A 25,968-nucleotide genomic window follows, 5' to 3' on the forward strand; every position below is an offset into this window, starting at 1 on the left:
CCGCACAACCTGATTACTAACTTTTAAAACCCGATTACAACCCCTTAACCCCCAATTACAAACCCTTTTTTAAAACCTATTGCGATATGACCCCAAGTAATCACCACCCCCTCAGGCCGGACGGCCCCCGTCCCCCGCCCCCGTTCCGTTTCCGCCCCCGGCAAAAAAGGGAGCCAACCGAACGTTCCTTTTCCCCCAACCGCAAAAATCGGGGCCAACCGAACGTTCCTTTTCCTCCCCCGGCAAAAATCGGAGCCCGCCGAACGTTCCTTTTCCCCGCCCCGCAAAAATCGGAGCCAAAGGAACCTTCCCCCGCCTCCCCCGGCAAAAATCGGAACCAACCCAACGCGCCCCGCCCCCGCGCACAACGAAACGGGACAAAACGAATGAACAAGAATCGTAAAACCCATAAAAACTCAGAAATTATGGCTACCAAAATGCAAGACTTCGTAGGAAGCAAACTTACCAACCCCTCCTTCGCCCAAATGGCCGAAGAAGTGTACAGTCAAATCCTCATCACCACCGCCGAGAAACTGAAGCTCGACGCCCTGGCCCCCCTCTACGCCGACGCCATCGAGCGCCTCAAACGCCTCATCCTGCGCCAGACCGGCTTCGCCGAAACCGAGCAGGCCCAGCGCGCCGACCAGAACCGCGACGCCCTGTGGCGCTCCGTCTACTACTCCATCTACTACCTGCGCTACCTCAGCGCCGACCACTCGCTCTACCCGGCCGTGCAGGTCCTCCTCGCCCTCATCTCCCCCTACAAGGGCCTGGACAACGACGAGTACACCAAGGAGACCAGCGAAATCGACGGCTTCCTCTCCGCCGCCCAGGAGAAGTCCGCCCTGGACGCGCTGAAGAAGCTGGGCCTGCAGCCGCTGCTCGAAGCCTTGGCCGGCGCGAACGACAGCTTCAAGTCCGCCATCACCACCCGCACCGGCACCTCCGCCACCCGCGCCGCCGAAACGGGCACGGAGAGCACGGACAGCGCCCGTCGCGCCGTGGTGGAACTGCACCACCAGATTGTGGCGCGCGTCAACGCCGTGGCCGAGCTGGAAGGCACGGCGGATGTCACCGCGTTCATCAATCAGGCCAATGCTATTGCGGAACATTATGAGATGGTGATGAGGAATCAGGGGAAGAAGGTTTGAGAGTGATTAGTGGTGAGTGATTAGTGATTAGCACCATGCGGGATGACCGCGCAGCCCACTAATCACTAATCACTAACCCCTAATCACTTATTCACCGCTCATCACTAATCACTAACCGCTAACCGCTAAACTTCGCTCTTTGACTTACTGGAAAAACGGAAAACAATTCTTATCTTTGTCCCTCGACAGAAAGGAGATACAGATTATGAACCATTTTGAATTCACCGAAGCCCGCCGCGCCGCCATGGCCCGCACCGTTCTCACCGCAACCGATGAGGAGTATCTGATAAAGCTGGAACGCTACATGAAGCGCCTTGCCCGCCAAAGCGCCAAAGCCGCTCCTTCCCAGCCTCCCTACACCCTGGAGGAACTCAATACCCGCCTCGACGAAGCCGAAGCCGACATCGCCGCCAACCGAGTGATGACCTGCGAGGAAGCCAATGCTGAAGTAAGAAAAGCACTGCCATGGCTGAAGTAAGATGGAGCCGAAGAGCCAACCAGGAGCGCATCGCCGTCCTCGCCTATGGAGCCGAAGAATTCGGCACACAGGCAGCACAGCGCCTCAATGCCCGCATTGAAGACTACACCCGCACACTGAGCAACACTCCCTTGCTGGGCGCCGTCGAACCGCTGCTTCAGGAACGCTGCCTGCCATACCGCTCGTTAGTAGTGCACAAGCACTACAAACTAATCTATCGGATAGCCGGCCAAGTTATCTACATCGTCGACCTCTGGGACACCCGGCGCGAACCCGAACTGTTAGCCCGGAGGATACGGAGCAAAAGGAAGAAATAACAGAAAGGAGATACAGATTATGAACCATTCACCGCTACGCAAACTCCCCATCGGGATACAGAGCTTCGAGTTCCTCCGCCAGGAGGGCTACCTCTACGTGGACAAGACCGCCCTCATCTACCAACTGGTGACCATGGGCAAACCCTACTTCCTCAGCCGCCCCCGCCGCTTCGGCAAAAGCCTGCTGCTATCCACACTGGAAGCCTACTTCCTGGGCAAGCGCGAACTCTTCCACGGCCTCGCCATCGAGCAACTGGAGGAAAACTGGTACGTGCACCCCGTGCTGCACCTCGACCTCAACGCCGAACGGTACGACAGCCACCAAGCCCTGGCCGACATCCTGGAGCGCCAACTGCAACGCTGGGAAGAACTCTACCACACCGGCGGCCGCGGCATCACCTACTCCGGCCGCTTCGAGGAAGTCATCCGCTGCGCCTGCGAACAGACCGGCCGCCGCGTCGTTGTCCTCATCGACGAATACGACAAGCCCCTGCTGCGAAACTTCCACAACCCCGACCTGCAAGATGACTTCCGCGAGATGCTCACCGCCTTCTATACCGTGCTGAAGAGTGCCGACCCTTACCTGCAGTTCGTCTTCATCACCGGAGTGACGAAGTTCGCCCAGATGGGCATCTTCAGCAACCTGAACCAGCTGAACGACATCAGCTTCGACCTGGACTACAACACCCTGTGCGGACTGACGCAGGAGGAAATCGTCGCCACCTTCCAGCCCGAGCTCGCAGCCATGTCGGAGAAGCAAAAGCTGTGCGCCGAGGAGACGATGGCACAAATGACCCGCCAGTACGACGGCTACCGCTTCACCTCCGACGAAGAGTTCACCCCGATGTACAACCCCTTCAGCGTGCTCAACGCCCTGCAAAAGCGCATGTTCGACAACTACTGGTTCTCCAGCGGCACCCCCACCTTCCTCGCCGAGATGCTGAAAAAGACCAACTTCGACCTGCGGCTGATGGACGGCATCCAAGTGGGCTACGCCTCCCTGCAAGACGACCGCGCCGACATAGACAACCCCGTGCCTATGGTGTACCAGAGCGGGTATCTGACGATAAAGGACTACGACCCGGAATTCAAGACCTACACCCTAGGCTTCCCCAACGAGGAAGTAAAGTACGGCTTCTTGAACTTCGCCTCCCCCTTCTACACCCCCGTGTCACAGAACGAAACGAAATTCCACATCGGCCAGTTCGTCAAAGAACTGCGCGAGTGCAACGTCGACGCCTTCCTCACCCGCCTGCGCGCCTTCTTCGCCGGCAACTCCTACGAACTGCAGGGCGAGAACAACGAGCGGCACTACCAGATTATCTTCTTCATCATCTTCAAGCTCATGGGCCAGTTCACCGACGCCGAAGTGCGCAGTTCGCACGGAAGGGCGGACGCCGTGGTGAAGACGAAGGACATCATCTACGTCTTCGAGTTCAAGCTGCACGACACCGCCCAGGCCGCCCTGCAGCAGATTGACGAGAAAGGCTACCTCATCCCCTACACCGTGGACGGCCGCCGACTGGTAAAGGTAGGCGTCAGCTTCGACCCCGAGAAGAGGAACATCGGCGAGTGGGTGGTAGGCTAACCACCCCGCACCGCACCTAACGCGAGACATACCGATATAGAATTGTTTTCCGTTTGCCCAGCAAACAAGCAAAACAAGAAAACAACTCTACCTAAAACAAATATGTTATGAAGGAATATATCGTATGTATCGCATTGATTATAGCCGCCCTATCGTTGGCAGCTTTAATCCTCCTGTCCCGGCACTACGAACAAGCCGAACGGACATACACCCGTACCATCGCAAACCAGCTTCGCGAACAGGACCGCATGACGCGCAAAATGGAACATCTCCGCATTGAAAAGGAAACCATAGAAAGAATTCTCAAGGAGCAATTCCCCGAGCCGGGACAACTCCCCGAGCCAGACAGTGCCACCCCTGCAAAAGAAAAGACCGGCAGAGATCCTTAACCCTCTGCCCGCTTAAAACGGCCCTTCCGTCCGCTTGAATTACCCCTCTGCCCGCTTGAACTTGCGGAACTGCCCCACCAGCATCACCGCCGCTATCAAGCTGGCAATAAGATCGGAGACCGGCATACTGTACCACACCCCCGCCACACCGAAGAAACGGGGCAGAATAATCAAACAAGGAAGCAAGACAAGCATCTGGCGGGTAAGTGAAAGGAAGATAGCCTTGCCTGCCATCCCGATGCTCTGGAAGAAGTTGGACGTCACCATCTGGAAACCGATAATCGGGAAGAACATCACCACGATGCGCAATCCACGAGCCGAAATATCGATCAGCTCCTGATCGGAAGTAAAGATAGAAACCACCAAGTCCGGCACCAGCATGCCCACCACAAAACCGAAAGTAGTCACTGCCGTGGCGTACACAATCGTCAGCTTCAGCACCCGGTCCACACGCTTGTATTGCCTTGCCCCGAAGTTATATCCCGCAATGGGTTGCATGCCCTGGTTCAGCCCCATCACCACCATGACGATGATAAACACCAGCCGGTTCACAATGCCGAAAGCCCCGATGGCCAAGTCGCCTCCATGCTCTTTCAATCCCTGATTGATGAGGATGACAATGAAGCAAGCCGCCAGGTTCATCAGGAAAGGAGACATGCCGATGGCAAGCGAATCGAGTACAATCTTGCGCTTCAGGCGGAAGATGCCCCGATGGAAGTGCAACAGTTCGTCCCGGTTGCTGAACAACTTGAACTGCCATGCCAGCGAAATAATCTGCGCCACAATCGTAGCAATGGCCGCCCCGCGGATGCCCCAGCCGAAGCCGTAGATAAACACAGGGTCAAGGATCGTATTAATCACCACCGTAGCTATGGTGGCATACATCGCCTTCTGCGGATGACCCGAAGAACGAAGCACCGCATTCAGTCCCAAATAAAGGTGAGTGATGGCATTTCCCAGAAGGATAATCTGCATATAGTCCCGCGCGTAGCCTATCGTCTGGTCGCTGCCGCCGAAGAAATAAAGAATAGGGTCGAGGAAAGCCAGTACCACTACCGTAAAGGCCACACCCAGCAGGATATTCAGTACAAAGACATTGCCCAGCACCCGCTGTGCCGTATCATAGTCCTTCTGTCCCAGCTTTACGGAAATCAAGGTAGACGCACCCACACCCACCAGCGAACCGAAAGCCGCGGCAAGGTTCATCAACGGAAACGTCAGCGCCAATCCCGAAATGGCCATTGTGCCCACTCCGTGACCGATGAAAATACTGTCTACCATATTATATAAGGAGGAAGCCGTCATAGCGATGATTGCCGGAACGGCATACTGCATCAATAATTTTCCGATATTCTCCGTACCCAACGCCGTGGGTGTATTCTGTCCTGTCATACCTAATACCTGTTTCTTTATATCCATTTGAGGCTGCAAAGGTACACATTTATCCCGAAGCGGCAAAAGACTATCGGCTTTCATCTTGAGCATTATTAGCTTTCGTGTTGAACACTATTCCCCTCGATGCACAAGATGCCATCTTGTGTAGCATAAGATGCCATCTTGAGCAGCATAAGATGCCATCTTGTGCATCGAAGGGAATAGGGGGAGAGATGACAGCAAAGGGAGATACGGATGACAAGCAATAATGTCCTTACGCTGCTTCTTTAGTGTTAAATCTCTCCCAAAGAGATGATTTTGCAGAAATAGAACACGATTTTCATAGCGTATCTATACTTTCACGCTTACATTTGCGTTCCAAAAACATAGAACAATATGAAAGCACTATCTTATCACCACATTCTTTGTCTCCTGCTCGGAATACTTTTCACTTATTCTGCCAAAGCACAAACCTTTTTTATGAACGGTTCTACATACGAAGAGCGCTGCCATTCACTCGTTGACCACATGCTGCAAACTCAACCGGTGGAGAACGGTAGCATAAAGTACGTATCTCCCTTCTACTTTGCCCGCTTATGGCGTGGCTTCGAAGTAGAGAAAGCTCAGAAGAAACTCACAGAAATGTACCAGCACCAGCTGGAACACGTCGAAGCATTCTATAATTCCGGCTCGGATATGGATTTCTTTGCCCATGCCACCATGCACGGATACTTGCTCACTAAAGAGAAAATGTCCGCCCCGCTGCAAGAAAAGATCAAAGCCTTTATGCAACTGGGCCGATACACCCGTGACGGCATTACGCTAAACATGAAGCTTATGCACCAGACGGCCGGCCTGCTCTGTGCCGAAGAATGGCCCGACTTTACAGATGCCGACGGAAAAAACTCCGCCCAGCTTAAAGAAGCCCTGCACGACAAAATCATCAGTATCCTCCACCAATTCATCACCCATAATTGTAGCGAAGCAGATGCTTTCACCTACCTGGGAACAAACCTCCAATACGTCCGGATGCTTGCCGAGTTCTCCAAGGACGAAGAAATACAGAAAGCAGCCCTTGCTGCCTATCACCACATGGTGGCACAACTGCTGTTGCCTTGGAATCAGGGACTCTACTGCGCAAACCCTCCCCGGTGCAAAGGCTGGAAGAATCTGTATACCGGCAATCTGAGTACCGGCGTACAAATTGCTCAACTGGCCTGGTTGTTCTATGGTACCCCGGACGAACGAATCATCTGCCGGGAAGCTCCTAACCACGACAACTTCGCCTGCTTCAACTTCTGGATGGCCTACCAGCGCAACGTAAAGCCACTTTCCCTTCTGCAAGCACTGAACCGGGCCAAAACATACCCTTACAGCTTTGAAGCCCTGCGCATAGATAGCAAGCATTACTATTGCCGCTATACCTACCAAAGCTCCCACTACGGACTGTCTACCCAAACCGTAGAGGCTTTTGCCGACAAGTTGAAAGATTTCCAGTATACCTACGCCTTTAAGGAGACCAAGAATATCCATCTTGTCTGGCAGTCCGACTGCTCCGAAGCCTCCGTGTTCAGTGTATGCCACGACAACCCCGAGCGTCCCCAAATCTATCAGACTAAATCGAACAAACTGGGATATGGCGAGAATCCCTATCATCGTGTCTTCGGACACGAGAAGAGTGCCGTCGGCATATATAATGTAGCGAAGAACTACATGGCAACTCCTGTTTTCTACCAGATGTACGTACCTTTCAGCCGTCAAGGCATCAAACAGAGAATGGTGAAAAACATCCATGGCCTGCAATGGATATTGTGCCATACCGGCTCTATGATGTTTGCTTTCTGTACTCCCGAAGCCTGGACGTTCGAAACCACAAACGGAAAATATGCCATCGAAGACCACGATGTCCTCGTACTGAAAGACAAGAAACGGCGCCGAGGTTCCTGGGTATTGGAAACCACGGAAATTACCGATGCATATAAAGATGCACAAGGCAACCTGAAAGCCGAATTGGAAAACTTCGCCACCGACATCCGGAATAAAGTCAGATTCACCCTTTCCGCCGACTATGAGACAAGCGATACTCCTGCCATCTCCTACACCAACCTGCAAGGCGATACGCTGGAACTAACCTTCTTCTCTCCCGAGACGGCCTACAACGGACAGTACAAACTGAACGGAACTCCCGTACAGTTAAACACAACATACATATCCCGAAGCAAGTATATGGAGCAAAAAGCCGGCAGCAACCTCCTTCTGTTCCACACTCTGGAAGGCCCCAAGAGCATACGGCTGGAATAAAGTACCAAAGCTTGGAAAAACAGACTTTTGAGACCTTTTTCATAGGTTTTGAAACTATTTTCCACGCTCACCCAAAGCCCATCGGCTACTTTTGCCAACGAAAAACAAGCTTGCTTTAGACAAAAAAATGAATAGTATCTAATTTATTGAATTTAATTTATGGAAAACAGAATCACACTCTTGAAATGTGTGGAAGGGAAGTCCCGGATCTGGTTGACTTTCTTCCTTCTATGTTTCTGCAGTTTTACTTGGGCACAAGTAAAAGTCACCGGCACCGTAACAGACCCGACGGGCGAAACGATTATCGGCGCCAATATCGTAGAAAAAGGCGTACCAGGAAACGGTACCATCAGCGACATCGACGGTAACTTTACGCTGAATGTAAAAAGTGACAAAGCCACCCTGGTCATCTCCTTTATCGGCTACAAGGACAAAAGCGTAGCCTTGAACGGAGCCACCAACCTGAAAATTATGCTGGAGGAAGACTCACAGTCTTTGGACGAAGTAGTAGTAGTGGGGTACGGTTCCGTTAAGAAGAGCAATCTGACAACATCCGTATCAAAAATGACCTCTGATGCCATCGAAGGACGTCCGGTGACGAGTCTGAGTGATGCCCTCTCCGGTCAGTTGGCCGGCGTACAGACACAGACCAGCAGCGGCATTCCGGGCGAAGAAATGCAGATCACGGTACGTGGCGTCAGCTCTATCAATGGTTCCTCCAATCCGCTGATTGTAGTAGATGGAGTTATCACGGAAAGCATGAGCAACGTGAACCCCTCTGACGTAGCTTCCATACAAGTACTGAAAGACGCAGCAGCTACTTCTATTTACGGTGCGCGCGGTTCTGCCGGTGTAATTCTGATTGAAACCAAGCAGGCACAAAAAGGTGCTCCTACCGTAAAGTGGGAATCGTACTTAGGTTTTCAGAATGCCGTAGGCCTGCCCGAAATGATGTCTCCCAAAGAATGGATGGCTTACAACCTCTATCTGAAAAATGCCATGTGGTTACAGAAAGACGGTAACAACACCCTGGATACCCCCAATAAGAATCGTCCCAGTGGAGACCGTGTAAACCCCGACTGGCTGCTGAACCCGAACTCCGACACAGCCGACTGGACTTTACGTTCCGACCTCCCGCAGACCAACTGGGTAGATGCCATCCTGCAAACAGCCTTCACACACAGTCACCAAGTATCTGTTTCAAGCAAGGGAGACAAGTATTCTATCTACGCTTCTGCAGGCTACCTGAACCAGGAAGGTATTGTAAAATTCACCGGATACGAACGTTTCAACTTCCGTATCAACGCTTCGATGAACATCAACAAACATATCAAGGCAGGCGTAAACTTTGCTCCTACCATTTCTTCGCAAGATAGAGGAGAATCCGAAGGTAAGGACAAAGTCATCATGACCGCCCTGACCATGATACCTACTATCGGCATCGACGAAGGTACTCGTTCGCTGGGCTTCAGTAAATTCAGAAAAGATGACGTAAACCCCTACGAACGACTGAAACAAGTAACCGACAGCCGGAACATGAAGAACTTCGACGTTTCTTCCTGGGTAGAAGCCAACATCATCAACGGACTGACTTTCAAGTCTATGTTTAACTACAGTTCCGATACGCGTATCGATGAATATTTCCTGCCACTCGACGTACAGAAAACTTCTGTTAAGTCGGCCACCGGTACAAGTACCGTTATTTCAGGCAGCCGCACCGGCTGGCAAAATACATTGAGTTATGATTTTGTCCTTTGGAAAAAGCATCAGATGAACATCTTGCTGGGACAAAGTATAGAGAACCGAAGTATCTACACAGCCAAGATGCAGGCTACGGACTTTCCGCTGGATAATGTCCCGACCTTAAATCAGGGTGCCACTCCAGGTCAGGCAAGTACAGAAAAGAACATTGTCCGCACAGCTTCCCTCTTCGGACGTTTAAGCTACAACTATGATGACAAATACCTGGTATCGGCTTCCCTGCGTCGCGACGGTTCCTCACGCTTCGGCCCTTCCAATCGCTGGGCTATGTTCCCTTCGGTATCTGCCGGCTGGAAAATCAATAGTGAAGAGTTTATGAAAGAGGTGAAATTCATCTCCCTGCTGAAGCTCCGCGCTTCTTGGGGTATGTCCGGAAACGACCGCATCGGCTACAGTGACTATGTTTCTACGTTTGCTACAGGCAATGTGGCTTATGGCAGCACTTCACAAATAGCCATCTACCCCACCAACTATGCAAACCCTGACTTGAAATGGGAAACAACCAAAGCATTCGACTTCGGTTTCGACCTGTCCCTGTTCCGCAATCGCATACAACTGAATGTGGACTACTACATCAACCGCACGGACGACCTGCTGTATAACCTGCAACTGCCCGCAGCCACCGGATTTAACAGCATGCGCACCAACCTGGCTTCTATCGAGAACCGTGGTTGGGAAATTGACCTGACAACGACGAACATCAATACGAAAGCATTCAAATGGTCTACCACCCTGAATCTCTCCGGAAACAAGAATAAAGTGCTGGACCTGGGAGGCAACGATGAAATCATCACCGATGCCTGGAATGCACAGTTCATCACCAAAGTAGGCGGCCCCATCTCACAGTTCTATGCTTATAAGACAGACGGGCTATTGACGGAAGCCGACTTCGAGGTAGGTGCCGACGGACGTTACAATCCGAACAAGCCACTCGTACCTATTGTAAAAGGTAAGAAGCAAAGACCGGGTAATGTGAAGTACGTCGATACCGATAACAGTGGATCCATTGACAATGATGACAGAGTAGCCTTCGGTTCCAATGAACCCGACGTTATCTTCGGTTTCACCAACCGGTTTACTTACAAGGACTTCGAATTGAGTGTATTCCTGCGCGGACAAATCGGCGGCAATGTACTTTGGATTGGTGCCCGTAACCTGGATACCGGTGGCAAGTACGGAGCTAACAATACGCTGAAGAGATGGTTGCATTGCTATAAGGAAGATTATCCTAACGGCAATCCGATACCTGCAGAACTGGGCGTAGACATGTCATGGGACGGTAAGACTCCGGCTCCTTACGGTTTGGGCGATAATTCCGAACAAGACGGTCAGTTGCACAGAACAGACTTGGAGATTTTTGATGCTACCTTCTTACGCATACAGAACATCAGCCTAGCTTACAATCTGCCCAAGAAATGTCTGAATATCTTAGGTATAAAAGCAGCCAAGGTTTACGGTACAGTCGAGAACCTGCATACTTTCACCGATTACATAGGCAATCCGGATACAAACAGTTATAGTACCAACCCAATGCTGAGAGGTGCGGACTATAATACCTATCCGTTGTCCCGCAAATATATATTTGGAGTTAACGTAACCTTTTAATCAGTAACCATCATGAAGATAATATCTAAAATAGTAGTCGTTTGTTGCTTGTGGACACTCTCTTCCTGCGACAGCTATCTGGACGTAAACCAGCCGTCCATCTACACCGACCAAAGTCTCTATAAAACCCCGGCTGACTGCGAGGCCGCCATTGCCGGAGTTTATTCGCAGTTGCAAACCATCTACAACCGCAACTATCTGGAAGCAATCATACTGAGAGAAGACGGAGTGAAGAACATGAATAACAATATCACCCGTTTTACAGATACGTCTACGGAGAAGACTTGGGAGACATCTTGGAAGGCTCTCTGGGTGCTGGTAGCACGCAGTAACAAGGTATTGGATAACATCGACCGCGTGACATTTTCGGACGAAGCACAAAAGACTCATATCAAGGGAGAGGCTTATGCCATGCGCGGACTGGCCTATCTGCAATTCGCCTGGTGTTGGGGAGGTTCGCCTCTGATCACTTCCGACCTTTCATTGGCCGAACTGCGCAAAGTAAAACGTGCCACACAGGAGGAAACCTTCCAACAAGCCATCAAAGACTTTGAAATGGCTTACGAAGCACTTCCCGAAAAAAGGAGCGGTACAGAAGTAGGACGTGTCACCAAATATGCAATGGCCGGTATGTTGGGACGTACCTATTTGTATATGCGCAATGCTGCCAAAGCTGCTGAATGGCTAAAGTTAGTTGTCGACAAAGAACCTTCCTTATACAAAATGGCGGCAAACTATGAAGATTGTTTCGACGACAAATTCGACAATACGTCAGAACGTGTATGGGAAGTACAATACATCGGCGGTTCTACCGGCAAGGCATTGGGCATCAGCCAAAGCTTCTGCAGTATGATGATTCCATCTTTCATTAATCTGGAGAAGGATGCTCCGTTCCTTCATAACATCACGTTCTCGGGTCCTTCCGGTTCTGCCAAGGTATCAGAAAGCCTCTGGGGCGAAGGCGTTTATGAAGAGGGTGACATACGCAGAGAAGCCACCATGGTAAATAACCTCTATTATGACAAGGATGAACCGCACGAGGATGAATACACCGCCCGAAAGTTCTTGAAAGCCAGTGGAACAAAACCCGGAGCTATTGATGAATGGGGAAACAATATTCCTATCTTGCGCTATACAGACGTGAAGTTGATGTATGCCGAAGCATTGAATGAGTTGGATTATGCAGGAAATATTTCAGCAATTCTATCTATTATCAACGAAGTACGCCAAAGAGCCGGTCTGGCTGCAATTGATGCTGTCCGCCTGAACAGCAAGCAAGCCGTTTTCGACTACCTCGTTCACGAGCGTTTCGTCGAGTTCTGTTACGAAGGTCTCCGCTGGCCGGACTTGATTCGCTGGGGATTGGCAGAAACAGCCATGGAGAAACATTTCGCCCTGAAGAATGAAGGTTTCAACACCGCAACACAAACGCCTATGTACGTAATGAACAAGCGCAATTTGCTGGCTCCGATACCGCAATCTGAAATTAATGCTTATGGCGACCAAGCCATCATGTGGCAGAATGACGGATATTAAGACCCGATAAACGGGAGAATGTATAACCAGTAAGGGTGTGTCATGTGTGGCACACCCTTATCCTATATTATTCTATCTCTTTATAAACAACCATTATCGGAATAAAAGACCACTATTTTTTCACCATTTACTGGTTTTACACTATCTTTATAGCCTGAATCAGTATGTTGAATTTAACAACCTTAAAGACAATGCCAAACACCATCAAGCATCTATGCATCCTGATCATCTTCTTTTTAGGAATCGACACTGCTGTTGCGCAGAACACGACGCTAAACAGTTACTCGGTAAAGGACGGGCTATCCAACAGTACGGTAAAGGCTATCTGCCAGGATGAAAAAGGTTACATCTGGGTCGGCACAAAGAACGGACTGAACCGGCTGGATGGCTATGAAATAAAAAACTATTATCACCTGCCAAGCAACGAGGTGAAACAACCAAATGATATTGTAAGCATCACCCGACTATCTGACGGACTTTTCTGGATTGGAACTTTCAGCGGTATCGTCCTCTTCGATCCTCAGCAAGAAAAGTTCATCAACCTGCAAGAGCGGTATGAAGGCAAAGAGTTTCCTTCCTCCGTAGTTGTCGGCCTGCACGAAGACCCCCAGAAAAACATTTGGGTAGCTACCAAACAAGGATTATATGTTTTCAAGAATGACGGTACCTGTTCGTGCGTGAATGACCTTCGCAACACTTACATACACATGATGGCTGCAGCAAATCCATACGCTCTGCTACTGGATGTTGTAAACCAAGGGTTGGCACTTTATGATGTCAGAACCGAGCCCTACAAAATCCTGCACAAGAATGACAAGCGTTTCTCTCTAATGAAAGGATTCACAGACAGCCGGGGACGCATCTGGCTGGGAGAGGAACTAAAAAATTTCTATCAGTACCTCCCTGAACGAGAAGAAATGAGTCCCATCTCATACACCGTGGATCCGGATGTTCCAATAGAAAGTAATTACATCCATGACATCATGGAGTATAACGATTCCACTCTACTTATTGCCACTGACCGAGGTCTGGTAGCTTATGACATCCCACACTCTCACTTCTACACAGAAATAAATCAGCATTTATCCGTAAGGGAGCGTATGATGACCGTTTATAAGGATAACCAGGGAGCCTTGTGGATGGGAACATTCAGCCAGGGAGTCATCTATTACCACCCTAAACTATTTACCTTTACCCACCATTCCCTGACAACCTCAGTCAAACCGACAGTCGGAGTCCAAGTGGTAGGTTCATTGGCCGAATCGCAAGGGAAATTATGGATCGGTCACAGCAAGGGACTGAAGACAATGGATTTAAAGAAACCCGATCTGATAGAAGAAGTCACTATATCCGGAGGAAACTCTCCTAAACATGATACTGACCTATACTACGTCTATCAGAATTCAGAAGACGAACTGTACCTCTATTTCCTAAATATGGGAGTATATTCACTCAACTTGAAAACACGGTCTATCGCTAAAGTAATTACTTCCATGTCTGGCGAAGAGCAAATACGTGCCATGGCAAGGGATGCTGAAAATCACTTATGGATAGCCGAAGACGATTTATCTTATTGGGATGAAAAATCCCAGAAGTTAGACCGGAATCTGTCTACCAACTACAATGCCACCACACGCTACATGCTTACCCAGGATATTCTGCGCCACGGAAATGACATGATAGTAGGAGTCCGTACTAACGGAATATGGATATTCAAGTATCAACCGGAGAAAGCGGAACACTACTTCAAAGGTGAACGAACAGCTTTTGAAGAACTGAACGACAAGAACATAAGTGTGCTTTACGAAGACAAAACGGGAAATATCTGGATTGGTACATACGACAACGGTCTATATAAATGTAATCTTGAAAAGCAGGAAATATATCATTATAATAAGGAGAACGGATTGGTGCATAATTCAATCTGCGGCATTCTGGAAGATAGTATGAGTAAGGACATTTGGATAGCTGCCATCAACGGATTGTCGCAGATCAAGTCCAACGGAATCATTGTGAACTTTACCCGTGGAAATGGATTTCCTTTGAACGAAGTTTCACATAAATCAATGCTGCAAGCCAGCAACGGACACATTTATATCGGTGGCAATAATGGTCTGGCAGAGCTGGACCCAACTCTTCTGGCACATGATGCGGAGACCGCCCCATTCGTACAGGTATCATTAGTAGAATCGTTGAACGCTAAGAATGCACCCGGACATATAGAAATAAACAACTTTGAAAGTGGAGAAAGAGTCGACCTGCCTTATGATAATTCATCCATCCGAATCAAATTCTCAGCACTCGATTTTATTTCTCCCAAAAGTTACAAATATGCCTACCAACTGAAGGGGCTCGACAGGGAATGGCACTTTATTGAAAACAACGAAGTGATCTATTCCAACCTTCCGGCAGGAGACTATACCTTCTGCATCAAGGCATGCAACAACGAAAGTATCTGGAGCATAGTGGAAACAACAATTCCCATCTCCGTACACCCCGCACTTTGGGCCACATGGTGGGCCAAAACCCTATATGTGCTGTTTATCATTATCTTTCTAAGCGTACTGGCCCGCTACTTTTATGAGAAGAAGACGGCTAAATACAAACAGAAGATAGAACAGATAGAGAAGGAGAACATCGAGAAGAACTATCAGATGAGGATAGAACTATTCACTAATTTCTCTCACGAACTGCGCACTCCATTGACCCTAATTACCGGACCGGTTGATGACATTGTAAACGACGCACAACTTCCTTCCGGCTTAAAGTATCCGATGAAGCAAATACAAAAGAACGCCAACCGGCTACTATTGTTAGTCAACCAGCTTATGGACTTCCGCAAATTAGAGCATGGATCCATGCAACTGAAGTTGAGCAGTTTGAATGTACCTGTATTCATATCCGAACAAATAGACAGCTTCTCGGAATTGCTGAATAAGCATGAGCTCACCATCTCGTACTCCAACAACTACTATGGAAATGACTTGTGGGTAGATGTAGACTTAATGAGCAAAGTCATATTCAACCTGCTTTCAAATGCAATCAAACATTCACCGAGAGGGAGCAAAATACAGTTGGTTTCTACCGTTGAGGGAGACGGGGTCATCCTCTCAGTAAAAGATCACGGTGAAGGAATATCTCCAGAAAACCAGTCCAAAGTATTTGATCCTTTCTTCCAGATAGGAAATGGGAACAAAAACGAAATGTTCGGCAGTGGCATCGGACTTAATTTGGTGCAGTATGTAGTAAAGCTACACTCCGGGAGAATCTGGCTGGAAAGCACTCTCGGACAAGGTACTACTTTCTTTATACGCCTGCAATTAGGAAAAGAGCATTATGCTAATTCCAACGTTATCTATACCGATCAGGCCATTACCAATACATTGAAGGTAGAAAAGAACAGTGTACGGTCAGTAGACCCAGATTATCATCAGGAGATGCCTGAAGATCAAGACAACCGCCTGCGGATTCTGGTAGTAGAGGATGATGAGGACATGCGCCAGTACATTGTCTCCAAATTATCCAGAGTCTACAATGTGCAGGAGGCATCCAACGGGAAAGTTGCTATAGACATCGCCAAAGAGTATATGCCCGATTTAATAGTCAGTGACATCATGATGCCTGTAATGGATGGATTAGAACTCTGCCGCATCGTGAAAGACAACATGACGTTAGCGCATATTCCTGTCGTATTGCTGACTGCCAAAAGCCTGGAAGAGCATATAAAGGATGGTTATCAGGCATTGGCCGATGACTATGTATTAAAACCATTCAATGCGCAAATCTTATTAGCCAAAATAGAAAGCCTCATCAGAAACAGAAAGAAGTTAAGAGACTTATTTTGCCGGAAACTGGAAACTGCAGAAGTTCCTGTAGAGGAAATCACGGAAGAAGACCCGTTCATGCAAAAACTGGTGGAATTAATTACAAAGAATGCACAAGACCCGAATCTTTCCATGGAAATGCTATACAATGAACTGGGCATGAGCCGTACCCAATTTTTCCGAAAAATAAAAGCAATATCCGATCTGTCTCCAAACAAACTTATAGTAAATATCCGGATGAAAATGGCGGTGGAGAAGTTTCGTGCCGGTGGTATGACTATTGCAGAGGTGGCCTATGAAGTGGGCTTTTCCGACCCAGCCTATTTCAGCAAGGTATTTAAGTCCGTATTCAACCAGACTCCCACTGAATATATCAAGAATATTGGTAAATAATCCGTTCCAGGTCTAAAATACAAGCCTTTGACACTATTTTCATAGTCTGTCAAAGGCTTTTCGGCTAAGTTTGCAGAAAAATTATGCAACACTTGAGACCATGAAGAACCACATTATTGTTTTATTCTTAGTATTGCTCTTTGCGAAAACAGGTCATGCACAACCGGCCAATCTTTCCAAGGAGAATCCGGTGCAATTCTCCCGGAAAGATTGCATCAACTTGTCCATATACGACTGGCCCCGTACGCTACTAAGCTATCCGATTCATTTTGCAGAAACACTAAAATCCGAATCGGAACTAGACTTGTTCGATAATAAACAGAAGAAATCGGTTCCTTTCCAGTTATCGGACAAAGTTATCAGAGACGGTAAACTGGAATCTGCTGTCATCAATTTCTTTACAGCATTGCCAAGTGGAGGAGATTTTGACTATACGCTATACGTTAGAAAGAGTGGTACAGCCCGGCAAGATTCTCCAGTTACAATCCTCAAGCAAAAAACGACTTGGTTAATCAGTGACGGAAACTTCGGAGTAGAAATCCCCGCAGGAGGAATTTATCAAATGGATGCAATCCCTGCACCTGTTATTTCTATCTTGGATAAGCAACAAAAAACAGGCAATAACAAATTGTATCCCGGGCGCCTCGCCGTAAAGGAAATAAAAACAACTGTTCTGGAATCCGGAGACCTATTTGCAGAATGTGGCATACTCTACACATTAAACAATAATGCATCTTATTATGCCAAAGTAAAAATTGTACAAGGATATCCTTTTGTCATCCTTGATGAGCAAATGGAAAATATCTCAAAACAGGATGAAGTGTTTGTCGACATGGAATGGAGCGACTTCCATCCAACCCATCGCTACGGAAACTGGGACAGACAAAAAGAAGTATCCATAAACGGAGGTTTACCCATTGACCAGCCTATATATACCAGCTGGTGTCAGGAAGATCCGCACTGGACAGGAATGGGCTGGATAGAAGAACCTGCCAAACAAATGCTATACCGCCTTTTACCATTCGGCGGAAATTCCACGCGCGAACAAGTACCCGCTATCTCTTTTTGGGAAACACAAAAAGGTGCCAAAGAGTTAGGTGTCTTTGTTTACGACCATAACCGATGGAACGACCGGCAATACGGCATCTGGCAGCCAACTCCCGATTTATCGGTTTACTTCCGGTACGACAATCGTAAATTATACTTCAAATATCCGCTTTGTTCCGGCAGTCGCTCCACTGCCCTGACCTTCTACAGCATTGAAGAAAAACAAGGCGCAGTCGACAAGTTCAATAAAGCGATTGATGAGATATCTGCCCGAGGTGGTTCCGACCACTCCAACGAAATGGGATTTCGCTATGCAATGTTACTACATCGCCAATATGCGCTATTAAGTTTAAATAAGGTGAAAGATTGGGTTCTGGAGTATCCGGTTAATGCCAAGCATCCGGATACTCCTTTTACAGGGAAAGCTCAATCGCCAACAGTGGAAGAGTTTTACCGGCAAATAACCACCTCCCCCATGACTTATTATATGACGGGCTTAAACGGCTTTCCAGGCATTCACTCCATTTCCCATCGTCCGCTCTTCGGTAGCTGGGTAGAAGATTATCTGGCATTGTATAAACAGCTGACGGAACAACAGAAAAAGACCGTAGACGGCCTGCTGCTGATATCTGCCTACGTCAATACATTGGAAGCGATGAATACCATCCGTACCTCATTGGCCGGAACGGCAAACATGGCAGCAGACGGTTGGGCTGTGCCCGGCCAGATGGCCTTCCTCTATCCGGAACATCCCATGGCAAAAGAATGGGCGGACTTCTTCGAGAAAACCCTCGAAATATATGGAATCTTCTATACACGGCCCGAAGTGCCAACCTTTGAATCCAATGGCGGACGCTGGGTGGAAAGTCTAGGCATCTACAATTGGGCCTTCCTACGTCCTACTTCCGCCACCAATATAGCCTTAAAAGTATTTGATGGAAAGAACCGTTTTGCCGGAAAATACATGGCACAACGGGGACAATGGATGCTGGATATGATGACTGCCCCTGTTCTCTATAAAAATAAGATACCGGAAAGAGGCTACCCTCCCCACGGTGCTCATGGCGGCGGAAGGTTTGTACCCCGGTATGCTCAAGTTTATCAATTGGCAGACTGGATGCAATACTACAATCCTCTTTTGGCAGAACATCTGTACTGGACCGGTGCAATGGGCCCCGGAGTCGAGACCAAAGATATCCATACTAATTGGAGTAATGTGCACAAGCAGCAATATCCGGGCAATAATCTCGGGACCAATCCTCACTTAAGAAGCAAGAAGTACACCGGACACGGCATCGTACTACGTGCCGGAGTAAATACGGAAGAAGAATTATCCATCCACTTGAACCAAGTAGACAAAGGACCAAACTACCGTTGGGGACACCAAGGCCAGGGAAATTCCGGAGGGCTCTACTTCTATGCCAAAGGCAAAATCTACACCGGACACGAGAACGAAGCGGCAGGCGACCACATGCAGAACAACCTGGATGGTGTCACCAACTTCGGAGTGATGAAGAACGGTGCATTCTGCAACATCGGGATGAACGAACTTGTAGCACCACTCTATGACTTAGATATCGTTCAGTTGGCCGAACTCCGTTCCGCCACTGGAGAAAACAGTTTCGCCTGGCCGGAATACTTGTCACGTAGTGTCATGCTAGTAGGTACAGACTATTTCCTGCTTTACGACCAGACCGGAACGAACTGGAGAGCCGGCGCACGCTTTTCCTGGTTCGTGCAGAAACAAGACGAATTCCCACAAATCGTGTTCTTTGGCAAGAAAGCTGCAAACGCCAACTGGACCAAAGGGGAAACCAATCACTCCAAAGGATTCTACCGGGATGCGGACGGCTCATTGCTAACACTTGTCTCACACAAGCAAGGAGAAGTCACCGTTCAAAAAGGAAAAGCTGTCAACCCGGCTTTGCTGAAAGGAACGAATATCTATGAATTCGTACCCGAAGAGAAAGATGCTCCTACCAATGTTCTGCATATCAAAGCCCCCCACAGCATGGATATCATCTTCCGTGACGGCACGGAGATTAACCACCGGACAGAAAAAGAGACCTTCATCGGAGAAGCCGGAGTCATCCGGCGGATGGATGACGGTACCCTGCAGCTTGCCTTGATGAAAGGTAGGAGTCTTTCCGCTGACGGGTTCTCCATCGAATTGTCAGAAACAGGAACGGCCATTGCCATGACCCGTACAAGCGTAAACACCTGCAAAGGACGTTACAAAAGCGATGGAAAAGCAAAGCTGACCTTAAAAGGATTAGCCGGAGGCAAACTCTATATAGACGGCATTGCCTGCCGGGGGACAACAGACATTTCCCTGCCCGAAGGAGAACATACCATCGAATATGCCCGCGAAGTAACTCCAATGCCGACCTACATTACCGATACGGAGTATACTACCAACGGAGCGCTTATTTATCTGAATATACCGGCATCCGCCCCCAAAGTAAGAATAGAAATATCGGAAGATAACGCCAAGACTTGGAAAGCAGTCGGCACGACGGGCAAGAGCATTTATAAACTGGCTCCGCAACCCGTCGGAAAGATACACGTCCGTGCCATATCCCTTAACGGAAAGCGCACCGCCGACTTCGCCCAAGAATATCCGGTTTATACAACCAGCCGACCACCGCATTACCCGGAAGGTCTGCACTTGACATTGGATAACAACCAGGTAAGCCTCTCATGGGGAAAAGTACTCGGTACACAGACATACCGCCTCTATCGGAGAAAAGCGGGAGATACAACTTTTACACTTCTATACGAAGGTAAAGCCAATGAATATACCGATGCCACCGCAACAGGAGTCGTCAAGTCTTGTCCGTATCCCGGCAAACAGGACAATGCGAACTTCAAAAGTGACGCGTTCACCGTCTACGAATACGCAGTCACCGCCGGTAATGGCTATGGCGAAAGCCTAAAATCTCCGGTTGCAGACACCCATCCGGCATCTTGGGCCAACTGGTATCCGGATACAGAACTGAGATACAAACGTACTTCCGCATTCTGGATGGAGCCATACGTCCCCGCCGCAATGACACCCGAAAAGTATTATCCGAATTAATAATATAAAAATACAAGAAGATATGAAAAGTAGATTATTCACAGCAGCATTGACCGCATTGGCCTTGGCATCTTGCACCCCAAAGCAGAACGGGTATTTCGACAACCTTCCCCAAGAAGCCGACCCCGTAGAGATAGGAAACAAGATTACGAACCGATTCCTGGAACAAAGGCACTCTCAGTATGGCAGCCCGCTACGCGTCAACGAACCGAGGACACAAATCACCTATCCCGATGTATGCACATGGCTGGGCGGACTTTGGTTTGCCCAAGAGACGAACAATCAAGAACTTACAGAACGGCTGAAAGCCCGTTTCGAACCCTTGTTCACTACTGAAGCCTACCTGCAACCCAAGCCCAACCATGTGGACAACAATGTGTTCGGCGCCGTTCCCCTGGAACTCTACCTGCAAACCGGTGAAGAGCGCTATAAAGATTTGGGCATGATGTACGCCGACTCTCAATGGGACTTGCCTGAAGGCTGGAAGCTGAAGGAAGGAGAAACTCTGCAAAGCAATATGTATGGCGACTTCGTTGATGCCGACATCTGCCAGCCCGAACAAAAGGCATGGGCAGACAAAGGCTACTCCTGGCAAACCCGCTTTTGGCTGGACGACATGTATATGATAACTACTATCCAGGCACAAGCCTACCGCGTGACCAAGGACCGCAAGTACATAGACCGTGCCGCACGCGAAATGGTACTCTACCTGGATTCCATCCAGCAACCTTCCGGCCTGTTCTATCATGCTCCTACAGCCCCCTTCTGCTGGGGACGCGGTAACGGATGGATGGCAGTAGGCATGTCTGAATTGCTCCGTATGCTACCGGAAGACAATCCCGACCGTGCAGCCATCATGAAAGGCTACCTCAAAATGATGGAGAAGCTGAAAGATACCCAGGACGAAAACGGCATGTGGAAGCAAGTGGTGGACGATGTCACCATGTGGGAAGAAACTTCCGGTTCTGCCATGTTTACTTACGCCATGATTACGGGGGTCAAAAAAGGGTGGTTGCCCGCAGAAGAATACGGCCCCGTTGCCCGGAACGGCTGGATAGCTCTGGCTCATTACGTCAATGACAAGGGCGATGTAGAAGCCGTATGTGAAGGCACCATATTGGGAGACAACAGCGACCACTACCGCAACCGCAAGCCGCTGACAGGCGACCTCCACGGACAAGCCCCCGTTTTATGGTGTGCTCATGCACTACTTACCAAATAAAATCACGTTCTTTGCACCACTAACCTCGAAAAGAGATGAAAAACATACAATCAATACCCCGATATGCTTTATTGGCTGCCTCTTTCTTGTGCACACTTTCGCTGTGTGCACAAGAAAAAGCACCTGAACGGATGACTCGCAACGAAATGAAACAAGAGATCATCCGCCATACACAAATCAAAGACAATGTCACCTTCTATCATAGTAACGACAAGGACATCTATGTCGCATACGATCTGATAGCCTCAGGCGATAAAGCCAAAATGCTGCAAGGCAAAAATCTCATGTTAGGCATCTTAGATGCCTTCGAAGCCAACATAGGCCAACCGAAGACCTTGGAAGTCTCTTTCTTCGCCCGCGAAAAATTCTTCGACGGCATACGCCTGCTCAAGGAAAACAAACTGATGGATGCCGAACTCAACCGATTGGCCGAAGCCCTGGCAAGCCGCATCAGTTTCTGTGAGGAGCGCGGCCCCAACAACCGTGCCGCCAACTTTGCCATGGGCGCACTGGCCGCCGCCAAACTATTCCCCAAACATAAAGATGCCAAACTGTGGAAAGCATACGCCGAAGCTGTTTGGAATGATTGGTATGAACCCGGAGACAGTTACGAACCTGCATACGTAGCCCATAATATTCCACGTCTGATAGCTTTAGGAGTAAAGTTAGGCAAGCAGAAAGAACTGAAAAGCGACAAACTAAAGCAGGTTTATTACAAGTTCAGAAACCACGTCAGTTCCTCCGGTTTGGTATGTTCTACCGGAGACGGAGAACCCTACGACCAAGAATCATACGTAAAAGCCTTCGCGGCAATCATGGAAGTTTGTCCCGACCCCACCATCCTGTGGGCACTCAAGAAGACCTACCTGGCAGGCAACATGAAAACCGGGCGGCTGCCGGAAGAGGCTTTCCGGAAAACTTACCCGCAATACGCTGACATGCCGGTGGAAGTGCCCGACATGCAGGCTTCCGTGCAATGCCTCTTCCCTGCCACTTATCAAAGCAAGGACCGGCTCATCCTGGCCCCTTCGCGCGAGGACGGAGCCCCGTTTGCGCAGTTCTGGATTCAGGACGACTGTAATGTCCTTTATCATGGCGGCATCTCCGATACTCGCGGCGACTTGATACACTACGAAGTGGACGGCACCCTGATTATGGCCGACCGCGGCCGTTATGAATGGCCGGCATGGAACAATACGCTGCTCGTCTCCGAACCGGATGCCCAATATCCTTTCCGCCAGACTACCGGAGTCTATTCAGGCCGATGGTATCACTCTTCCGCCAATATGCGCGTAGCCCGGGGATATATGCCTTCGGAACGATATGCAATCAACTCCAAAAAGTCAACCGATGTGCATTATGCCTTGACAGACAAGAAAGCGCCTTACGGCTATATGTGGGGAAATCCGGAAGCTGTAGCCGGCAATAACGACCGGATAGACCTGCACGAAATCCGCCTGGAATTCGCCCTGCTTCCCACCGGGGGAGAAGAAGCGGTAGGCAAAGTATTCCCCGGACGGACTTGGTTCGGCGGATATGAATACCGCAATGTATGCCCTTCGGAGGTTCCCGTCGACATCTACATCAGCGACCTTTTCATCGCGGGCGACAAAGGAGAAAGAGTACTCGTACCCTTCGACAAACTGACCGACAAGTTGTCGTTCGGTTTCGTGGCCCCCGACAAGACGCAGCAGTTCCCCGAAACGGAACTGCCCAAGGAAGATTATGCCATTGTGACGGATGCGGAAACCGGTAAACAAGTGCTGCGCATCCGCACCCGCTACGGGCGCACCGTGCTACGCATCAAGACGGACGAGCAAATCAACGTAAACGAAGACTACAGCCGCATCGGATTGTCTTACAAATACGTCACCCCCATCAAAGGATGGACGCGCGTGCCTATCCTGATTGCCTTCAATGACAATAACATGAAGCACAACCTGCGTCTGGACCGCCAACAAGGCGGCATTCTGACCGATGCCTGTGCCGAGAACAAAGGCAAAGACAGTTACGGCTACGCCTCCTACAAAGAAATCTGGACGCACGACTCGTCCTGGAAGAGAAGCACCCTGCTGACTGAGGAAGGTTTCCTGATTGTGCTGGATGAGTTCCTGCCTGGAAAGAACGCCGACGGACTGGTGGCCGGTCCCGTATGGCATGTACCTTCCGCCCCCCGTTGCGGCAATTCGGATGGAGCGACGGCCAATTGGTTCGATGCCTCCCTGCGTCACTACCCCGCACAAGCACGGGCATTCACCAACAAGTACGGCGAAGGGGAGAAATGCCTGTTCGTAGCTTTCGACGCACCTGCAGGCCATGAGAACGGCATCCAATACCAGCCCAAACACTGGAAGAACGATGACTATGCCATCTACAGCAAATGCCCGCTGGAAGCAGAAAAGCCCATACGCTGGCTGTCGGTACTGATTCCACACTCCAAAAGCATGGATGCTATCAAGTTTTCTCGCGACGTAAAGATCGAGAATTTGGGAAACAAAGGTTATAAAGTCAGCATCCAATGGCAACAAAATAACCTGGAAATCAACATGGGAATCGGCAATGAATGGGGAGTCACACGCAATAAATAAGAAATATTCATGAAGACAATACATCAGTTCATAGCAGGTTGCCTTGCTTTGTCGGGGGCATTCACCGCTCTTTGCGGATGCAACGCTCCGCGCCCCTTGGAAGAATTTGCCTTAGAGAATCCCTTGAACATCAGCCGTGAAGACGAATCCCTGATACTTACACGTGCACAGTTAAAACCTGCTGATAACCGTCTTCTGCCCGCCGTCGCCAATGAACAAGGAGAGTATATTCCTTGCCAGCTCGACGACCTTGACGGAGACGGGATGTGGGATGAACTGGCATTTATATATACCTTCGCCCCTGCGGAGAAAGCAAGCCTGAAAGTGAAATGGCTCAAGGCGGGAGAATATCCTTCGTTCACTCCCCGCACCAACGTCCGCTACGGCAAGATGAACACCCCTGGCGTGATTGATGCCCTGATCCGCGACTCACACGGCAAGTATAACCTTCCCCGTGGTGCCGAAGGCTATCCCTACCAAATGGACGGCCCCGCTTGGGAGAACGACCGGATGGGGTTCCGCCAATACTTCGACGGACGTAATTGCTGTGACGTCTTCGGCAAGCGCGTCCCCGAAATGGTGCTGGACACCGTAGGCATCAGTGCAGAAGGATGTCCGGCAAACACCTATCAAGTGTTGCGCGAATGGGGTTGCGACATTATGAGTGCAGCCAACTCTTTCGGGTTGGGCGGACTGGCCATGCAGACGCCGGATAGCCTGGTGAGGATGGGAGTCCCCTACGACCTTACGGAAGATGTCATAGATTCCACCTATTACGAACTGGTCACAAAAGGTCCTGTCCGCTCCATCTTCCGCCTGAAGTACAAAGGCTGGCAGATAAAGGAGCATAAAATAGACCTTTGCGAAGAAATAGGCATCTGGGCAGGCCGGTACGGATATGAAAAGAGAGTATGGACTTCTGCCCTGCCGGAGCATTACCAATTGGTGACAGGCGTTATCAACAACCTGAACGCACAGCCTTTTATAGAAGAAGAATACGAGGGAAAGCAGCATGCCATACTCACCCACGACAAGCAAACAGTGAACGGCAGTTTCTACTTCGGCATGGGTATCCTGATACCCACCGCCAATCTGGTAGAAACTTTCCACACTCCGGAAGAGAATGCCGACATCCTGAAAACTTGGTGCGTAAAAATGAAGCCCGATGCCGACGGGACATACAGCTACCGGGCTTACGCCGCATGGGAACTGAGGGACGAACGGTTCCGCGAACGGGAAGCGTTTGTTTCATTGATAGCCCATGAGGCACAATGCATGAACCACCCCATCATCACTCACCTCTAACCTGCAAAAG

The 25,968-nt window shown here is 49.4% G+C and carries 14 protein-coding genes; 13 read left to right on the top strand and 1 reads right to left on the bottom strand.

Annotated elements, in window-relative coordinates; translation table 11 throughout:
* Positions 1–386: 386 nt before the first annotated feature.
* The 5 genes from AAE250_RS14730 (at position 387) to AAE250_RS14750 (ending at position 3,923) form a co-directional block, all read left to right on the top strand.
* Positions 387–1,151, top strand: a complete 765-nt coding sequence (locus AAE250_RS14730) for a DUF6261 family protein (protein ID WP_342289146.1) — start codon at positions 387–389, stop codon at positions 1,149–1,151.
* A gap of 205 nt (positions 1,152–1,356) precedes the next feature.
* A complete protein-coding gene (locus AAE250_RS14735; protein ID WP_294598157.1) occupies positions 1,357–1,629 on the top strand; it encodes a hypothetical protein in 273 nt (90 codons plus the stop codon).
* Positions 1,617–1,946 carry a type II toxin-antitoxin system RelE/ParE family toxin gene (locus tag AAE250_RS14740; RefSeq protein ID WP_294598159.1) on the top strand — a complete coding sequence of 110 codons (330 nt, stop codon included), beginning with the start codon at positions 1,617–1,619 and terminating at the stop codon, positions 1,944–1,946. The genes AAE250_RS14735 and AAE250_RS14740 overlap by 13 nt, the downstream gene beginning before the upstream one ends.
* Positions 1,947–1,965: 19 nt before the next feature.
* The gene (locus AAE250_RS14745; RefSeq protein WP_294598161.1) at positions 1,966–3,534 is read left to right on the top strand and encodes an ATP-binding protein; all 1,569 of its coding nucleotides are present in this window, start codon (positions 1,966–1,968) and stop codon (positions 3,532–3,534) included.
* A gap of 107 nt (positions 3,535–3,641) precedes the next feature.
* Positions 3,642–3,923 (top strand): hypothetical protein, encoded by a 282-nt coding sequence (locus AAE250_RS14750; RefSeq protein ID WP_294598163.1) that lies wholly within the window; start codon positions 3,642–3,644, stop codon positions 3,921–3,923.
* A 39-nt stretch (positions 3,924–3,962) separates the two neighbouring features.
* Here the strand turns inward: AAE250_RS14750 and AAE250_RS14755 are convergent, their stop codons facing one another.
* The gene (locus AAE250_RS14755; RefSeq protein ID WP_294598483.1) at positions 3,963–5,315 is read right to left on the bottom strand and encodes an MATE family efflux transporter; all 1,353 of its coding nucleotides are present in this window, start codon (positions 5,313–5,315) and stop codon (positions 3,963–3,965) included.
* Between the two features lie 378 nt (positions 5,316–5,693).
* Here AAE250_RS14755 and AAE250_RS14760 point away from each other — a divergent pair, with 378 nt between their 5' ends.
* The 8 genes from AAE250_RS14760 (at position 5,694) to AAE250_RS14795 (ending at position 25,958) form a co-directional block, all read left to right on the top strand.
* Positions 5,694–7,598, top strand: coding sequence for a hypothetical protein (locus AAE250_RS14760; RefSeq protein WP_294598165.1), 1,905 nt, complete (start codon positions 5,694–5,696; stop codon positions 7,596–7,598).
* 159 nt (positions 7,599–7,757) lie between these two features.
* Positions 7,758–10,964: a SusC/RagA family TonB-linked outer membrane protein gene (locus AAE250_RS14765; RefSeq protein ID WP_294598167.1), complete on the top strand. Its 3,207-nt coding sequence runs from the start codon at positions 7,758–7,760 to the stop codon at positions 10,962–10,964.
* A 12-nt stretch (positions 10,965–10,976) separates the two neighbouring features.
* A complete protein-coding gene (locus AAE250_RS14770; RefSeq protein ID WP_294598170.1) occupies positions 10,977–12,500 on the top strand; it encodes a RagB/SusD family nutrient uptake outer membrane protein in 1,524 nt (507 codons plus the stop codon).
* Between the two features lie 164 nt (positions 12,501–12,664).
* Positions 12,665–16,717, top strand: a complete 4,053-nt coding sequence (locus AAE250_RS14775; protein WP_294598190.1) for a hybrid sensor histidine kinase/response regulator transcription factor — start codon at positions 12,665–12,667, stop codon at positions 16,715–16,717.
* A gap of 100 nt (positions 16,718–16,817) precedes the next feature.
* The gene (locus tag AAE250_RS14780; protein WP_294598191.1) at positions 16,818–20,843 is read left to right on the top strand and encodes a hypothetical protein; all 4,026 of its coding nucleotides are present in this window, start codon (positions 16,818–16,820) and stop codon (positions 20,841–20,843) included.
* Between the two features lie 22 nt (positions 20,844–20,865).
* Positions 20,866–22,065, top strand: a complete 1,200-nt coding sequence (locus AAE250_RS14785; protein ID WP_294598193.1) for a glycoside hydrolase family 88/105 protein — start codon at positions 20,866–20,868, stop codon at positions 22,063–22,065.
* Positions 22,066–22,100: 35 nt separating this feature from the next.
* On the top strand, positions 22,101–24,653 hold the full coding sequence (locus tag AAE250_RS14790) for a hypothetical protein (protein WP_294598194.1): 2,553 nt from the start codon (positions 22,101–22,103) through the stop codon (positions 24,651–24,653).
* A 9-nt stretch (positions 24,654–24,662) separates the two neighbouring features.
* Positions 24,663–25,958 carry a DUF4861 domain-containing protein gene (locus AAE250_RS14795; protein ID WP_294598196.1) on the top strand — a complete coding sequence of 432 codons (1,296 nt, stop codon included), beginning with the start codon at positions 24,663–24,665 and terminating at the stop codon, positions 25,956–25,958.
* The last annotated feature ends 10 nt before the right edge of the window (positions 25,959–25,968 follow it).

Origin of the sequence: Bacteroides sp. GD17, assembly GCF_038448625.1 — a bacterium.
In the GTDB taxonomy this organism is placed as follows: Bacteria; Bacteroidota; Bacteroidia; order Bacteroidales; family Bacteroidaceae; genus Bacteroides.

What these genes read in the sequence shown, in the direction of transcription:
- AAE250_RS14740 (WP_294598159.1), top strand. Translation starts at nt 1,617, where the DNA reads ATGGCTGAAGTAAGATGGAGCCGAAGAGCCAACCAGGAGCGCATCGCC.
- AAE250_RS14730 (WP_342289146.1), top strand. Translation starts at nt 387, where the DNA reads ATGAACAAGAATCGTAAAACCCATAAAAACTCAGAAATTATGGCTACC.
- AAE250_RS14770 (WP_294598170.1), top strand. Translation starts at nt 10,977, where the DNA reads ATGAAGATAATATCTAAAATAGTAGTCGTTTGTTGCTTGTGGACACTC.
- AAE250_RS14795 (WP_294598196.1), top strand. Translation starts at nt 24,663, where the DNA reads ATGAAGACAATACATCAGTTCATAGCAGGTTGCCTTGCTTTGTCGGGG.
- AAE250_RS14780 (WP_294598191.1), top strand. Translation starts at nt 16,818, where the DNA reads ATGAAGAACCACATTATTGTTTTATTCTTAGTATTGCTCTTTGCGAAA.
- AAE250_RS14760 (WP_294598165.1), top strand. Translation starts at nt 5,694, where the DNA reads ATGAAAGCACTATCTTATCACCACATTCTTTGTCTCCTGCTCGGAATA.
- AAE250_RS14735 (WP_294598157.1), top strand. Translation starts at nt 1,357, where the DNA reads ATGAACCATTTTGAATTCACCGAAGCCCGCCGCGCCGCCATGGCCCGC.
- AAE250_RS14745 (WP_294598161.1), top strand. Translation starts at nt 1,966, where the DNA reads ATGAACCATTCACCGCTACGCAAACTCCCCATCGGGATACAGAGCTTC.
- AAE250_RS14755 (WP_294598483.1), bottom strand. Translation starts at nt 5,315, where the DNA reads ATGACAGGACAGAATACACCCACGGCGTTGGGTACGGAGAATATCGGA.
- AAE250_RS14765 (WP_294598167.1), top strand. Translation starts at nt 7,758, where the DNA reads ATGGAAAACAGAATCACACTCTTGAAATGTGTGGAAGGGAAGTCCCGG.
- AAE250_RS14785 (WP_294598193.1), top strand. Translation starts at nt 20,866, where the DNA reads ATGAAAAGTAGATTATTCACAGCAGCATTGACCGCATTGGCCTTGGCA.
- AAE250_RS14775 (WP_294598190.1), top strand. Translation starts at nt 12,665, where the DNA reads ATGTTGAATTTAACAACCTTAAAGACAATGCCAAACACCATCAAGCAT.
- AAE250_RS14750 (WP_294598163.1), top strand. Translation starts at nt 3,642, where the DNA reads ATGAAGGAATATATCGTATGTATCGCATTGATTATAGCCGCCCTATCG.
- AAE250_RS14790 (WP_294598194.1), top strand. Translation starts at nt 22,101, where the DNA reads ATGAAAAACATACAATCAATACCCCGATATGCTTTATTGGCTGCCTCT.